The organism is Ruegeria sp. CE8, from assembly GCF_056537465.1.
This window is the reverse complement of record NZ_JBQFRP010000005.1, coordinates 151,851-165,651: the sequence shown is the minus strand read 5'-3', so window position 1 is coordinate 165,651 and position 13,801 is coordinate 151,851. Positions and strand designations below refer to the sequence as shown.

At 59.5% G+C, this 13,801-nt stretch carries 10 protein-coding genes; 6 read left to right on the top strand and 4 right to left on the bottom strand.

Annotated elements, in window-relative coordinates; genetic code table 11:
• Nucleotides 1-51: 51 nt before the first annotated feature.
• From ACR0AA_RS10830 to ACR0AA_RS10815, 4 genes are all read left to right on the top strand, one after another.
• Nucleotides 52-2,751 (top strand): DUF2339 domain-containing protein, encoded by a 2,700-nt coding sequence (locus tag ACR0AA_RS10830; protein WP_480756021.1) that lies wholly within the window; start codon nucleotides 52-54, stop codon nucleotides 2,749-2,751.
• Between the two features lie 164 nt (nucleotides 2,752-2,915).
• Nucleotides 2,916-5,828 (top strand): isoleucine--tRNA ligase, encoded by a 2,913-nt coding sequence (gene ileS, locus ACR0AA_RS10825; RefSeq protein ID WP_480663104.1) that lies wholly within the window; start codon nucleotides 2,916-2,918, stop codon nucleotides 5,826-5,828.
• 79 nt (nucleotides 5,829-5,907) lie between these two features.
• Complete coding sequence (locus ACR0AA_RS10820; RefSeq protein ID WP_480663106.1) at nucleotides 5,908-6,363, top strand: methylated-DNA--[protein]-cysteine S-methyltransferase; 456 nt, start codon at nucleotides 5,908-5,910, stop codon at nucleotides 6,361-6,363.
• A gap of 76 nt (nucleotides 6,364-6,439) precedes the next feature.
• Nucleotides 6,440-6,907, top strand: a complete 468-nt coding sequence (locus ACR0AA_RS10815; protein ID WP_480663108.1) for a hypothetical protein — start codon at nucleotides 6,440-6,442, stop codon at nucleotides 6,905-6,907.
• Nucleotides 6,908-6,912: 5 nt separating this feature from the next.
• Here ACR0AA_RS10815 and ACR0AA_RS10810 read toward each other — a convergent pair whose 3' ends face one another.
• From ACR0AA_RS10810 to fsa, 4 genes are all read right to left on the bottom strand, one after another.
• Entirely contained in the window at nucleotides 6,913-7,608 is a 696-nt protein-coding gene (locus tag ACR0AA_RS10810) for a CDP-alcohol phosphatidyltransferase family protein (protein ID WP_480663110.1), read from the bottom strand.
• 86 nt (nucleotides 7,609-7,694) lie between these two features.
• Nucleotides 7,695-8,615, bottom strand: a complete 921-nt coding sequence (locus tag ACR0AA_RS10805; protein ID WP_480663111.1) for a tyrosine recombinase XerC — start codon at nucleotides 8,613-8,615, stop codon at nucleotides 7,695-7,697.
• Nucleotides 8,612-9,319, bottom strand: a complete 708-nt coding sequence (locus ACR0AA_RS10800; RefSeq protein WP_480663113.1) for a DUF484 family protein — start codon at nucleotides 9,317-9,319, stop codon at nucleotides 8,612-8,614. The genes ACR0AA_RS10805 and ACR0AA_RS10800 overlap by 4 nt, the downstream gene beginning before the upstream one ends.
• A 196-nt stretch (nucleotides 9,320-9,515) precedes the next feature.
• Nucleotides 9,516-10,169, bottom strand: a complete 654-nt coding sequence (fsa, locus tag ACR0AA_RS10795; RefSeq protein ID WP_152457215.1) for a fructose-6-phosphate aldolase — start codon at nucleotides 10,167-10,169, stop codon at nucleotides 9,516-9,518.
• Nucleotides 10,170-10,257: 88 nt separating this feature from the next.
• Between fsa and ACR0AA_RS10790 the strand changes: the two genes are divergently transcribed.
• Both ACR0AA_RS10790 and ACR0AA_RS10785 read left to right on the top strand, forming a co-directional pair.
• Nucleotides 10,258-12,453: a primosomal protein N' gene (locus ACR0AA_RS10790; RefSeq protein WP_480756017.1), complete on the top strand. Its 2,196-nt coding sequence runs from the start codon at nucleotides 10,258-10,260 to the stop codon at nucleotides 12,451-12,453.
• Between the two features lie 79 nt (nucleotides 12,454-12,532).
• Entirely contained in the window at nucleotides 12,533-13,765 is a 1,233-nt protein-coding gene (locus ACR0AA_RS10785; RefSeq protein ID WP_480663117.1) for an MFS transporter, read from the top strand.
• Nucleotides 13,766-13,801: the final 36 nt, after the last annotated feature.

Sequence of the window (13,801 nt, the reverse complement as noted above, 5' to 3'; positions counted from 1 at the left end):
CGCGGAACGACACCCGGTTAGCTTGACGGCAAACCTGCTTGGAGGCTTCGATTGGAATCCCTACTCGTCCTTGTTGGATTGATTGTATTGGCCATCCCGGTGGCCATAATTATTCTGCTAGTCGCGCAGGTCCGGTTGCGTCGCCGGGTTGAACAGCTTGAATTGCAGCTCCGCGCGCTTGGCGGAGAAATTCCCGAGCAGGAGCCGAAAGCTGAACCACCTGAGGTAAAGGAAAAGAAACCTTCGCCTTGGCCGGCGCTCAAGACCGCGACGCCTGAAACGGTCCCGAGTGAGGAACCTTCTGAACCAGAGACGAAAGGCGTGCCTGTCGGGACTACGGTACGGGAAGATCGTTTTGCGGCATTTGGGGCCTGGTTACGCGAGAACTGGTTTTACGCTGTTTCGGCCCTGTCGCTGGCTCTGGCAGGCATATTTCTGGTTCAGTACGGTGTGGAAAGCGGGTTGCTGTCACCTGCGATGCGGGTCATCGCGGCCTTGGTCTTCGGCGCGTTACTGATTGGTGCGGGTGAGGTGATCCGCCGTAAATTTGGCGATGACGAAACCTCGGCCACCGCCTATCTGCCATCGGTCTTTTCTGGTGCCGGTTTGGTTGCGCTGTTCGGCGGCCTTCTGGCCGCTCGACAGCTGTATGATCTGATCGGCCCCGAAGCAGCGCTGGCTGCAATGATCTTCGTGGCCATCCTGGGCCTTGTGCTTGGCTGGTTCCACGGCCCGCTGTTGGCGGCGGTCGGCTTGATCGGAGCGTTTGCAGCACCGTTTCTGGTGGGCGGAGCATCAAGGGACCCCAGTTGGCTATACGGTTACTTCTTTGTCGTTTCCGTGCTTGGACTGGGTATCGACACCGTACGCCGCTGGGCGTGGATATCCGTTCTGGCTCTGATCGGCGGGTATAGCGCATGCCTGTTGATGGTTCTGTCCGCACCGCTGACCGAACCGGAATACCTGCTCTGCGTGACCGCTCTGGCTGTGATTGCGATCGCGATACCTGTCCGGCGGATTTGGCCCGATCACAGCGGGCGCCTGATCAGCGAGGTCATACTCACTGGAAAAGGCGGCCCATGGCCCGAATTTCCCACCCGTCTGGCTTTTGGAGCAGTGGCTGTCAGCACAGCCATTCTGTCGCTCCATTGGCCGGATTCGCCGGCCGAGTTCTGGCTGGGCGTTGTCCTGTTGTCCGGCCTCACACTGGGTTTGATGATCTGGGCCAGTCAGGCGCGGGCATTGCAGGACATGACTGTATTGCCCGCTGCGGGACTGATCTGGTTCATCCTGATTCACGGCTGGGACCACGGCACCGTTGCGCGCCAGTTTGCTGAAACTTATGCCGAGACCGCAGAGGCGGATTACCCAATTGCACTGACGATGTTGGTCGTGTTGGGGGCAGTGATCTCTGTCCTCGCGGCCTGGCGATCCCTGCGCGCCACTGAATATGCGGCGGTTTGGGCGGCTGGGGCCGCGATCTTTGCGCCCGGTCTGGCCATCGCTCTTGAGATCGGTTGGCACCCGGCCGAGGTCATCGGGGCCTACCCGTGGGCGCTTCATGCCATGGCGCTGGCAGTGTTGATGGTGGGTCTCGCCGGTCGTTTTGCGCGTGTGGATGGTGAAAATCATCTGCGCCCGGCTTTGGTGACGCTCTCAGCTTTGTCATGTCTTACCTTCGCTTGTGTGATCGTCCTGAGCTCTGCCGCCCTGACTATTGCATTTGTGGCCCTGATCGCCGCCGCCGCCGTTTTGGACCGCCGGTTCGATCTGCCGCAAATGAGCTGGTTCATTTGGGCTGGCGTTTTCACGGTGACGATCCGCCTCGTGCTGAATCCCGGTCTGGATTGGGCGACCACCGCGCCTGTTGGTGAAATGGCTTTGGTCTATGCGGTGTCCGTCGTTGGATTTCTGGTAGCTTGGACGATCCTGCGGCCCATGAATCGTCCTGTGATCGTGTTGTTGCTTGAAAGCGCTGCCTGGGCGACCGCGGGCATCTTGCTATCTTTGCTGTTGTTGCGCTGGCTGGAGGGGTTCGGCGAAGGCGGCGCCGAGGACAGCCATTGGGGCCTGGGCCTGCTCTCGGTGATTTGGCTTCTGCTGGCCTGCGCGCAGGTGCGGCGGTTCGAACTGGGTGGAAAACTGAACTACGTGCGGTACGTGCTCACGTTGTTCTTCGCGGCTCATGGTATGTACCGTCTGGGCGAAGCGTTGACGATGGCGAACCCTCTGCTTCACCCTCACGCCGATCCGGTGATCGGGGTGCCGCTGCTGAATACGCTCGCTGTGGCCTACTTGTTACCAGCGCTCATTCTGGGCGTTTCGGCGTCATGGCTGCCTGCGTTGCACCCGCGCTGGCGGCAGGTCTGTTTTGGATCGGCTGCGGTACTGGGTACAGTCTGGCTGGGTCTCACCATCCGCCATATCTGGAAGGGGGCCGGTGGCATGTATGCAGGCGACGGCGTCTCGCAGCCCGAGCTTTACACCTATACGATGGCGCTTCTGATCATCGGTGCAGCACTGTTCTACCAGGCGCTCGCGCGTCGGTCCGATTTGATGCGCAAAGCGGGGCTGGCCGTGATCGGCCTTGCGGTTGCCAAGGTCTTTCTAGTCGATATCTCAGGATTGGGCGGTTTGATCCGGGTCTTTTCGCTGCTGGCGCTGGGGCTGGCATTGGCCGGTCTTGCGTGGCTCAATCGCTGGGCAAAGCTGCGCCATTCGCCGCAACGGTCGGAACCTCTGGACCATTAGGCGCGCGCGTCCTATAAGCGCGGCCATGTATGACCGGACGGCCATCATTATTCGAATTATATCCCCGGCGCTCTGACCCTCTGAGACGCCGGGCAAAGGTGTTTGAGACTTCGCACCGACCGCATCGATCCTAGTACGACCAGATCATCCAAAGGACGCCCCCAATGTGCGCCGACACGATCCAGACACCTGATTACAAAGACACGCTGAACCTGCCCAAAACCGAATTCCCCATGCGCGCCGGCCTGCCCAAGCGCGAACCCGCATGGCTGGAGCGGTGGGAGACCATTGGCGTCTATGACCGCCTGCGTGAAAAAGAGGGCCGCCAGCCCTTTACGCTGCATGACGGCCCCCCGTACGCGAACGGTCACCTGCATATCGGCCACGCGCTGAACAAGACCATCAAGGACATGATCGTGCGGTCCCATCAGATGATGGGCTTTGATGCGCGTTATGTTCCGGGCTGGGACTGCCACGGTCTGCCGATCGAGTGGAAGATCGAGGAGCAGTACCGCAAGAAGGGCAAGAACAAGGACGAGGTGAACGTCGTCGATTTCCGACAGGAATGCCGCAAGTTCGCCGAAGGCTGGATCGACATCCAGCGTGAAGAGTTCAAGCGTCTGGGCATCACAGGCAACTGGGCCGATCCCTACATCACGATGGACTATCACGCCGAGGCCGTGATCGCCGACGAGTTCATGAAGTTCCTGATGAACGGCACGCTCTATCAGGGCTCTAAGCCCGTGATGTGGTCGCCCATCGAGAAAACCGCTCTGGCCGAGGCTGAGGTCGAGTACCACGACAAGGAAAGCTTCACCATCTGGGTGAAGTTCAAGGTCGTGAATGCCGGTGATTTGGATGACGCGTTTGTTGTGATCTGGACGACGACCCCGTGGACCATGCCTTCGAATAAGGCCGTCGTATATGGCAAGGATATCTCCTACGGCCTTTACGAAGTCACCGGCGCGCCTGAGGAGTGCTGGGCCAATGTGGGAGACAAATTCCTGCTGGCCGACAATCTGGCCGCCGACGTTCTGGGCCGTGCGCGTCTGAGCGACGATCAGTGGACCCGCGTCCGTGACGTGACCACCGATGAGCTCGAGGGCGTGCAACTGACCCACCCGCTGGCTGGAGCCGAGGGCGGCAATGGCGAATGGGACGACATCCGCGACTTCCGCGCCGCTGAGTTTGTGACCGATACCGAAGGTACGGGGTTCGTCCACTGCGCGCCGTCGCACGGTATGGAAGAATTCGAGCTGTACCGCGATCTGGGCATGCTCGAACAGGTTATCACCTACAATGTGATGGACGATGGCTCATTCCGCGCTGATCTGCCGTTCTTTGGTGGCAAATACATCCTGTCCCGCAAAGGTGGCGAGGGTGACGCGAACAAAGCCGTCATCGACAAGCTGGTCGAGGTCGGTGGTCTGTTGGCGCGTGGCAAGATCAAGCACAGCTATCCGCATTCGTGGCGTTCCAAGGCGCCGATCATCTACCGCAACACACCGCAGTGGTTTGCATCCGTAGACCGCAAGTTGGACGATGGCATGGGTGAGATGGGCGACACCATCCGCGAACGCGCCCTGCGGTCGATCGACGAGCTGGTGAAATGGACACCGCAGACCGGTCGCAACCGCCTGTATTCGATGATCGAAGCGCGCCCGGATTGGGTACTGTCGCGCCAGCGCGCCTGGGGCGTGCCGCTGACCTGCTTCACCAAGAAGGGCGCTCTGCCCACCGACGCGGATTACCTGTTGCGTAACGAAGACCTCAACGCTCGCATCAAGGCGGCGTTCGAGAAAGACGGCGCGGATATCTGGTACACCGACGGGTTCAAAGAACAGGTGCTGGACGGCATCGCCAACCCCGATGACTACGATCAGGTGTTCGACGTGCTGGACGTGTGGTTCGACTCGGGTTCCACACACGCCTTCGTTCTGCGTGACCGTGAGGACGGGACCGAAGACGGCATTGCCGATGTCTATATGGAAGGCACCGACCAGCACCGTGGTTGGTTCCATTCCTCGATGCTTCAGGCTTGCGGCACCAAGGGCCGTGCGCCGTATCGCAACGTTGTGACCCATGGGTTCACGCTGGATGCCAAGGGCAACAAGATGTCCAAGTCGCTGGGCAACACCATCGTGCCGGAAGAGGTCGTCAAGCAATACGGCGCGGATATCCTGCGTCTGTGGGTGGCTCAGACCGACTATACCGCCGACCAGCGGATCGGGCCGGAGATTCTGAAGGGCACCGCTGACAGCTATCGCCGCCTGCGCAACACCATGCGCTTCATGCTGGGTTCGCTGGCCGACTTCACCGAAGCGGATCGCGTTGTACCCGAGGATATGCCGCGTCTGGAACGCTGGGTGCTAAGCCGATTGGCCGATCTGGATGAACAGGTGCGCAAGGGCTATGCTGCGTTCGATTTCCAGGGTGTGTTCAGCGCTGTGTTCACTTTTGCCACGGTCGATCTGTCGTCGTTCTATTTCGATGTCCGCAAGGATGCGCTGTACTGCGATGGCGATAACCTGCGCCGTCGTTCTGCGCGCACGGTGCTGGACATCCTGTTCCATCGCCTGACCACATGGCTGGCCCCGGTTCTGGTCTTCACCATGGAAGAGGTTTGGCTGGAGCGGTTCCCGGGTGATGACAGCTCGGTCCATCTGGTAGACTTCCCGGAAACGCCTGCCGATTGGCGCGACGCCGAGCTTGAAGCGAACATGGCCAAGGTCCGCCGCGTCCGCCGTGCCGTGACCGCAGCGCTGGAGGTTCAGCGTCAGGACAAAGTCATCGGCTCAAGCCTCGAAGCGGCACCGATCGTACATGTCGAAGACGCCGAGACGCGCGACCTGCTGGCGACCTTCGACGTGGATGACATGTGCATCACCTCGGGTCTGACCGTCACTGGCGATCCGGCCCCGGCCGAAGCGTTCCGTGTACCCGAGATTGAAGGCGTCGCGGTGGTGTTCGAAAAGGCCGAGGGTGAAAAGTGCCAGCGCTGCTGGAAAATCCTGCCCGATGTAGGGCTGCACGCACATGCGGGCGTCTGCGGGCGTTGCAACGACGCACTGGGCTAAACCAATACCCCCGGCCGAAATGCCGGGGTTTTTTCTTTCCGTGCTTGCGCGTGGTTCGTTGATCTGAAACGCTAAGCATATGCCTATGATCGCCGTAGATACGCAGTTTGGCTGCCTAGGTGTCGAAGAGACCGATGGTGCCATAACCCGCCTTGTTTGGAATGGCCGGAACGAAGGTCCTGAAACGCCACTATTGAAAGAGGCGGCAGAGCAGCTGACCGCCTATGACGAAGGACGTCTGGGTCGGTTTGACCTGCCATACTACGTTGAAGGATCAGAATTCCAGAAACAGGTCTGCAACCTGATGTTCGCGATCCCGTTGGGCGAGACCCGAACCTATGGCGACATCGCCAAAGAGCTTGGGCAGCCACCGCAGCCGGTCGGTCAAGCCTGCGGCGCAAATCCAATTCCCGTGATTATACCCTGCCATCGGGTGCTGTCCGCCAATGGTCTGGGCGGCTTCTCGGGCGAGGGCGGTGTCGAGACCAAAGTGGCCCTGTTGCGCCATGAACGCGCGGCTGGGTTGTTGATCTGAGCCTCGAAAACCAGTTGCAATCCCGTTGTTTGAGGCCCAACCTATATCAGTTGCTGAATTTGAAGGACCGCATCGAATGACTGCTCAAACAGACCCGGCCGCCCGCAAGAAGGCCATCATCGACCGCCTGATGTCGCTGGAAGAACAGGAATTGGCGACTGCGCAGGCGCACTACGATGCATTTCTGAAGGACTCACAGCTGGATGATCGCGAGGGGCACGACAAGGACGACATCGCCGCATCGCGCGAGAACGCGGATTTGGCAGCGGCCTTCGACGCACCCGTCCATGCCCATCACGCCAAAATCGACGTGATTGAGAATACGGATTTCAGCCTGACAGACAGGGTGCAACCGGGTGCAGTGGTCAAATTCAACAGCCGCCACTTCGTGGTCTGTGTTTCGACCACGCGGTTTGAGGTTGACGGGAAAACCTACATGGGAATTTCAACCCAAAGCCCGATTTACCTGGCCATGACCGGCCTGCAAGAGGGCGATGTATTCACCCATAACGGTACCGAGTTTGAGGTTGAAGAAGTCCTTTAACCTTATCAGTCATTGCGCTGCGGGATCACCTGCTGCGCAATCCCGGCCGAAACCAGATACAGGCTGGTGATCACAAGCCCCCAATGAGCCCAGCTTTCGGGGTGAAAATCAACCCACGCCGCCCAACCGGCAAAGAAGGTCCATGCAAAAGCCATAGGCAGGGACACGGTGCGCCAGCGTTCCGTGCGGACCGGGTGGATGAACTTCAAAGGCAGGAACATCGCCAGTGACAGCAGCGAAACCAGTAGCAGGATGACCCAGAAGTTGGGCTCCAATGCGAAAATCACGATTACGAACATGTTCCAGCAACCTGGAAAGCCCGAGAACGAGTTATCCTTGGTCTTCATCCGCGTGTCCGCGAAATACATGGCGCTGGCAAAAGTAATGACGATGATGGCAAACCAGCCGGTCCATCCGTCCATCAGGCCCGATTTGAACAATGCAAAGGCCGGGATGAAGACATATGTCAGGTAGTCGATGATCAGGTCCAGAAGAACACCGTCAAATTCCGGTGCGTTCTTTTTGACGTGGTAGTGGCGCGCCAGCGGGCCGTCGATACCATCCACGATGAACGAAATCACCAGCCACAGATACATCAGGCTCCATTTTTCTTCGACTGCGGCCAGCATGGCCAGCATTGCGAAGACGGCGCCGGTTGCAGTGAACAGATGTACGAAAAGGGCTTTGAGTTTTATTGTCATTTGTGTCTCTTGGACGATGCGCGCTGCAGATGCAAACCAAAAGCCCGCCAATCGCACAAAGCGCAACGTCACGAGCTGGATGGAAGTCAGGCTTTGGGGTGGGCGCGGTTATAAACCTCCATAAGCCGGGCCGTGTCTACGGCGGTATAGGCTTGAGTGGTAGAGAGCGAGGAATGCCCCAGCAGTTCCTGAATGGCCCGCAGATCGCCCCCGGCGGACAGAAGATGGGTTGCGAAACTGTGCCTTAAAGCGTGTGGTGTCGCAGTGGCGGGCAGGCCGAGTTGCATTCGTGCCTTGGCCATCACGCCCTGAATCGCCCGTGGATTGAGTGGGCCGCCGCGTACACCACGGAACAGTGCCTGGTCACTGGCCTGCGGATGCGGGCAAAGCTGCAGGTAATGCGTGACCGCAGCGCGGGCAGCAGGAAGAACCGGAACCACCCGCTCTTTTCCGCCTTTGCCGACAATGCGCAGGCTATCCGGTAAAGGCGCGTCCGCGCCGGTCAGAGACAGTGCTTCAGAGATACGCAGGCCACACCCATACAGTAGAGTGACAACGGCGACGTCCCGTGCCGAAACCCAATCATTCGTTGATTGCAACTCAACCGTTTCGATCATGGCCCGGGCAGCGTCTTCGGCCAGCGGGCGGGGAAGCTTTTTGGTGAATTTCGGTGCACGCGTGGACAAAACAGCTGTGGGTTCGAACCCCTCGCGTTCAGCGAGCCAGCGGTAGAAGCTTTTGACAGCCGACAATTTGCGCGCCAGAGACCGCGCGCCAACGCCCGAGCTGCGCTGATCAGCCATCCATGCGCGCATGTCGGATACGGTGATCCGGGCCAGTGCGGCCAAACCCTGCCGTTCACTGTAGTGCAGGGTCATGAATGACAGGAATTCGGTGACATCACCACGATACGCGGTCTGCGTATTTTCCGACCGCCCCGCCAGCGCGCTCAGACCGTCCAGCCAGTTCTGTAACGCGTCGCGACAGGCGGGTGAGATCAGGCTCACGACAGCCAGTGGCGCATTGAACGTTCGAAGACGCCGGCAAAGAACGACAGAAGATCAGTGCCCAGCTGCGGCGAAAAGTGATTTCGGTCTTTTGCGCTCATGACGATCATTCCGGGCAGGCGGCCGTCGCCCAGGTCCAGCCGTAGGCAGGCTTCAGAGCGTAGATGCTCAGCTTTGGGCCCCAAAATTCTGTGCGTTGGGTGAAGGATCTCGCGCAAAACCACGTCACGGGCAGGGCCGCTGCGGTCGAAGGTCAGGTAATTGTCAACGAAACCGGGTTCGACAACCGAAAGCACTCCGCCCAATGTATTGATGGCCGGATCTTCCTGCGTTGCAGTCGACTCAAGAACCAGCGTGATCCGATCCACGCGCAGGATTTCAGCCACATCGGTTCCGAGGGTACGCAGGAAATCCTCAAACCCGGCGGGCTCCAGCAGGCGGATGATGGCGCGATGCACCTGATTTGTGCCTGCCAGATTCTCATAGGCTGCCGCAATGACGGACCGATGCGTGTCCTCAAGCCTGTCCAGGCGCGCCTCAAGCCGCTGCATGGCGATGCCGCGCAAATCGATGATGTTGTCGCCGCGCGCCTGTTCATTGGCCATCACAAGCGCCTGCATCAGGTCCTTGTCGTCCAGCACGGCGTCCGGTTCGGCCAGAATTGCGGCGCGCAAATTATCCTTGAGTTTCGTGTTGCTGCTCATGTCCCGCTCGGTCTTTTTTTGTTGAGGGGTTTATAACATGAGTTAGCGGAATTGCCTTGAAAAAAATGCAGAACCTGCGGGATTTCATATGAGCTGTGCTCAGTGGCTTCCGCCTGCGAAACCCTGATCTTTGATCAGGGCCTGGAAGTTGGGCCGAGCGCGGCACCTGACGGTGCCGCGCGGTCGCGCAAAAAGATCAGAGGATCTTCTGACCGGTCTTGGCCCAGTCGGCCAGAAAGGTTTCCAGGCCTTTGTCGGTCAGCGGATGGTCGGCCAGCTTCTTGATGACGGCGGGCGGAGCGGTGATCACGTCGGCACCGATACGGGCGCTGTCGGTGACATGGTTCACGGTGCGGATCGAAGCGGCCAGGATTTCAGTCTCAAAACCGTAGTTGTCATAAACCTGACGGATATCGGCGATCAGGTCCATGCCGTCGAGGTTGATGTCGTCCAGACGGCCGATGAAGGGAGAGATGAAAGTAGCGCCCGCTTTTGCGGCCAGAATGGCCTGGTTGGTCGAAAAGCACAGAGTTACGTTGACCATCTGACCTTCATCAGAAAGCGTCTTACAGGTCTTCAGGCCGGCCCAGGTCAGCGGCACCTTGACTGCGATGTTCGGAGCGATCTTGGCCAGCTTGCGGCCTTCGGCGATCATGTCGTCGGCCTCGGTGGCGACAACTTCGGCCGAGACGGGGCCGTCGACCAGATCACAGATTTCCTTGGTCACTTCCAGAATGTCACGACCCGACTTCAGGATCAGCGAGGGGTTGGTGGTCACACCGTCTACCATGCCCAGATCGTTCAGTTCGGCGATGGCGTCGATCTCGGCTGTGTCTACGAAGAATTTCATGAGGGCAGTCCTTTGATGGGTTGGCCTTGGTCGCCGATGCCTTTACCTCAAAGAGACCCATGCTGGAACCCCCTGCGAAGGATGTGCCGTGAGCGCTAACGGATTTTTCGACGAAGGAGAACTGGTTGCGGTGCTGACAACGCAACCGCTGGACCGGACGCTGGATTACAAGGCGCCCGAGGGCGGGTGTTTTCTTGGGGCTTATGTCGAGGTGCCGCTGGGGCCACGAAAAGTGCTGGGAGTTGTCTGGGGGCCGGGGCAGGGAGGGTTCGACCTTTCCAAGGCGCGATCGGTGATCCGGGTGCTTGAAGTCGCGCCGATGCGCGAAGAGATGCGGCTGTTTCTGGGGCGTGTCGCTGATTACACGCTGACGCCGATGCCCGCGATGCTGCGTTTGGCGACGCGCGCGCCGGGTTTGGGTGATCCGCCTTCGATGCGCAAGATTTACCGATTGGGCAATGGAGAACCTGATCGGATGACTGACGCGCGGACACGTGTGTTAGAGGTTCTTCGCGATTATGGCGGGTTGGCATTTACGCTGAAAGAACTTGCCGAACAGGCCGGGGTCACGTCATCGGTCGTCAAAGGGTTGGTCAAACAGGGTGCTGTAAGGGAAGAAGACAGCCCTCGTGACTTGCCTTATCCGCACCTTGACCCGGATTTGCCGGGCAAGGCGTTGACCGAAGATCAGGCCGCTGCGGTTGCAAAACTGCAGGAAGGCCAGCGGTCTGGGGATTACGGAACAACGTTGTTGAAGGGTGTCACTGGTTCGGGCAAGACTGAGGTGTATCTGGAAGCCGTGGCCGAAGCGCTACGCATGGGGCGGCAGGCGCTGGTGCTGCTGCCCGAGATTGCCCTGACTGCTGAATTTCTGACGCGGGTCGAAGCGCGATTCGGTGCGCGCCCGGCCGAGTGGCATTCCGGCGCGACCATGACCGAGCGTCGCCGGGTCTGGCGTATGGTCGGGCAGGGGGACGCGCAACTGGTCGTTGGGGCCCGGTCAGCTTTGTTCCTGCCGTTCCGCAATCTGGGGCTGGTTGTGGTCGATGAAGAACATGACACCTCATACAAGCAAGAGGACGGCGTCCACTACAGCGCGCGCGACATGGCCGTGCTGCGTTCGGCTATCTGTGGCGCGCGGGTCATCCTCGCGAGCGCAACGCCGTCGCTGGAAAGCTGGGCGAATGCAGAGGCGGGTAAATACGAACGGGTCGACCTGACCTCACGCTTTGGCGCGGCGGTTCTGCCCGAGATGAAGCCCATCGACATGCGAGCCGAGCAGATGCAGCCGGGGACGTGGATTTCTCCGTCGCTGCGACAGGCGGTGCGGCAGCGGATCGAGAAGGGCGAACAGTCGCTGCTGTTCATCAACCGCCGCGGCTATGCACCTGTAACTTTGTGCCGGGCCTGCGGAGAACAGATTGCCTGTGACCATTGTGATGCGCGGATGGTTGAACACCGGTTCTTGAAACGCCTGATGTGCCACCAATGCGGCGAGACCAAGCCGATGCCCGAGGCTTGCCCATCCTGCGGTGTCGAAGGAAAGTTGGCTCCTGTTGGGCCGGGGATCGAGCGTCTGGCAGAAGAGGCCGAAGCCACCTTCCCCGAAGCCAATATCGCGATGCTGAGTTCGGATTTATTTGGCTCGGCCAGGGCATTGAAGGCCAAGATCGAAGAGATTGCCGAAGGGGACGCGGATATTGTCATCGGCACGCAATTGGTGGCCAAAGGGCACAATTTCCCGAAACTTACATTGGTTGGTGTTATCGACGCGGATCTTAGTCTGCACGGGGCAGACCTGCGCGCCGCTGAACGAACCTTCCAATTGATGCGTCAGGTAGCGGGTCGTGCGGGGCGGGCGGATAAGCCGGGGCAGGCGCTGTTGCAGACATTCCAGCCCGAGCATCCTGTGATCCGGGCGATTCTGTCCGGTGATGAAGAAGGGTTCTGGAAGGCCGAAGCTGCGGGGCGGCAGGCCGCTGGAGTACCTCCCTACGGGCGTATGGCCGGGATTGTTCTGTCTGGCCCCGAAATTGGTCCGGTGTTCGACATTGGCAACGCAATGGCCCGCAACGATGCGCCATTGCGCGAAATTGGGGCACAGGTCTTCGGTCCCGCTCCGGCCCCGATTGCGCGGATCAGGGGCAGGCACCGTGTGAGATTGCTGGTCAAAGCCCCGAAAGGCGCACCTATTCAGGACGCGATCGCGCGCTGGATCGCGCCATTGCGCCTGAAGGGGGACCTGCGTTTGACAGTGGATATCGACCCGCAGAGTTTCTACTGAGCTCTGCATCAGCGCAGAGCGACTGTGCGCGCACGCCTTACCTCTCGCCAAAATCGGAAAATGGGCGTACAGGAGTCCCATGCTGAAACCAATGCCCCTCTCCGAGGCGCAGAGCCTTCCGTTCTGGCGCCGCCCTGTGACGCTCCTGTTCATGATGGCACTGACCATGCCCATCGCGTTCAACGGGTGGAGTGCGCTGTTGAACAACTTCGTCATCGAAGTGGCGAATTTCGATGGGGCGGATATCGGCTTGCTGCACACGGTGCGCGAAATCCCTGGATTCCTGGCGGTCGGTGTGATCGCGGTGATCATTTTCGTGCGCGAACAGGTGCTGGCGATGATCTCGCTGATGATGCTTGGCGTGGCCACTGCAGTGACGGCCTGGTTTCCCAGCCTTGGCGGGTTGCTGTTTGTCACCCTCTTCAGTTCGATCGGATTTCACTACTACGAAACGGTGAACCAGTCGCTGCAACTGCAATGGTTGCCCAAGGACCGCGCACCTCAGATTCTGGGATGGCTTGTGGCTATGGGGTCGGCAGCCACGGCGGTTGTGTATGGCTTGATTGTGCTGACATGGGACCGGTTTGACCTGTCGTATAATACTGTGTTCATGGCCGCCGGTGGCGTGACGGCACTATTGGCATTGTTCTGCCTGTTCGCCTATCCGCAGTTCGATTCTCCGACCCCGCAAACCAAAAAGCTGGTCCTGCGTCGCCGCTACTGGCTGTACTATGCGCTGCAATTCATGGCCGGAGCCCGCAGGCAGATCTTTGTCGTCTTCGCGGGCTTCATGATGGTCGAGAAATTCGGCTTTGAAGTCCACGAACTGACAAGCCTTTATCTGATCAACCTCATGATCAACATGGCGGCAGCACCGATGCTGGGCAAAGCTGTGTCCGTCTTCGGTGAGCGCCGAACACTGATTTTCGAGTATGCCGGTCTGGCGATCGTCTTTGCGGCCTATGGTGGCATCTACTGGTTTGGTTGGGGCGTGGTTCTGGCGGCGATCCTCTATGTCATCGACCATGTGCTGTTCGCTTTGGCATTGGCGCTTAAGACATACTTCCAGAAAATCGCGGACCCGGCGGATATCGCGCCAACTGCGGCCGTAGCCTTTACCATCAATCACATCGCCGCTGTGTTCCTGCCAGCGCTTCTGGGCCTGCTGTGGGTCGTTTCTCCCGGCGCGGTCTTTGCCTTGGCAGCCCTGATGGCAATCGTATCGTTGCTTCTGTCTCTGCTGATCCCGCGCCACCCCGAACCGGGCAATGAGACCATCCTTACGAAATACGCGCCTGCGCCTGCTGAATAAGCGCGAACGCTTGACCTTGGCGGGCCATCGCCATAG